Genomic DNA, 327 nt, shown 5'->3' on the forward strand with positions numbered 1-327 from the left:
CAGTTCGAGCAGGGCGGCGAAGGCGTCGGCGTAGGCACGATGCTGGGGCACCCGCTCCCCGGTGGACGAGGGCGTGGATTGGCGCGGCGCGGTGTAGGCCTGCAGGTAGTGCTGGAGACGTTGCGCCACGGGCGTGGGCAGGGTCCCGGAGATCCGGGTCCGGCCATCGCCCAGGTCGCGGAACCGCAGCGACGCCCTCTCCCTGGCCTTGCGTTCCTCGGCTTCGAGGCGTCGCCCTTCCTCGGCTTCGGCGACCTCAGGAGCGACCACGTCGAGAATCCGCCGCCCGAGACGCTTGAGCTCGCGGGGCTGGTGGTGGGCGGCGTG

The 327-nt window shown here is 72.5% G+C and carries 1 pseudogene; it reads right to left on the bottom strand.

Going from position 1 to position 327, the window contains the following annotated elements:
* Positions 1–327: pseudogene (locus FHP29_RS21505) on the bottom strand (DUF222 domain-containing protein); the annotation flags it as partial.

It is taken from the genome of Nocardioides albidus (genome assembly GCF_006335005.1).
In the GTDB taxonomy this organism is placed as follows: domain Bacteria; phylum Actinomycetota; class Actinomycetes; order Propionibacteriales; family Nocardioidaceae; genus Nocardioides; species Nocardioides albidus.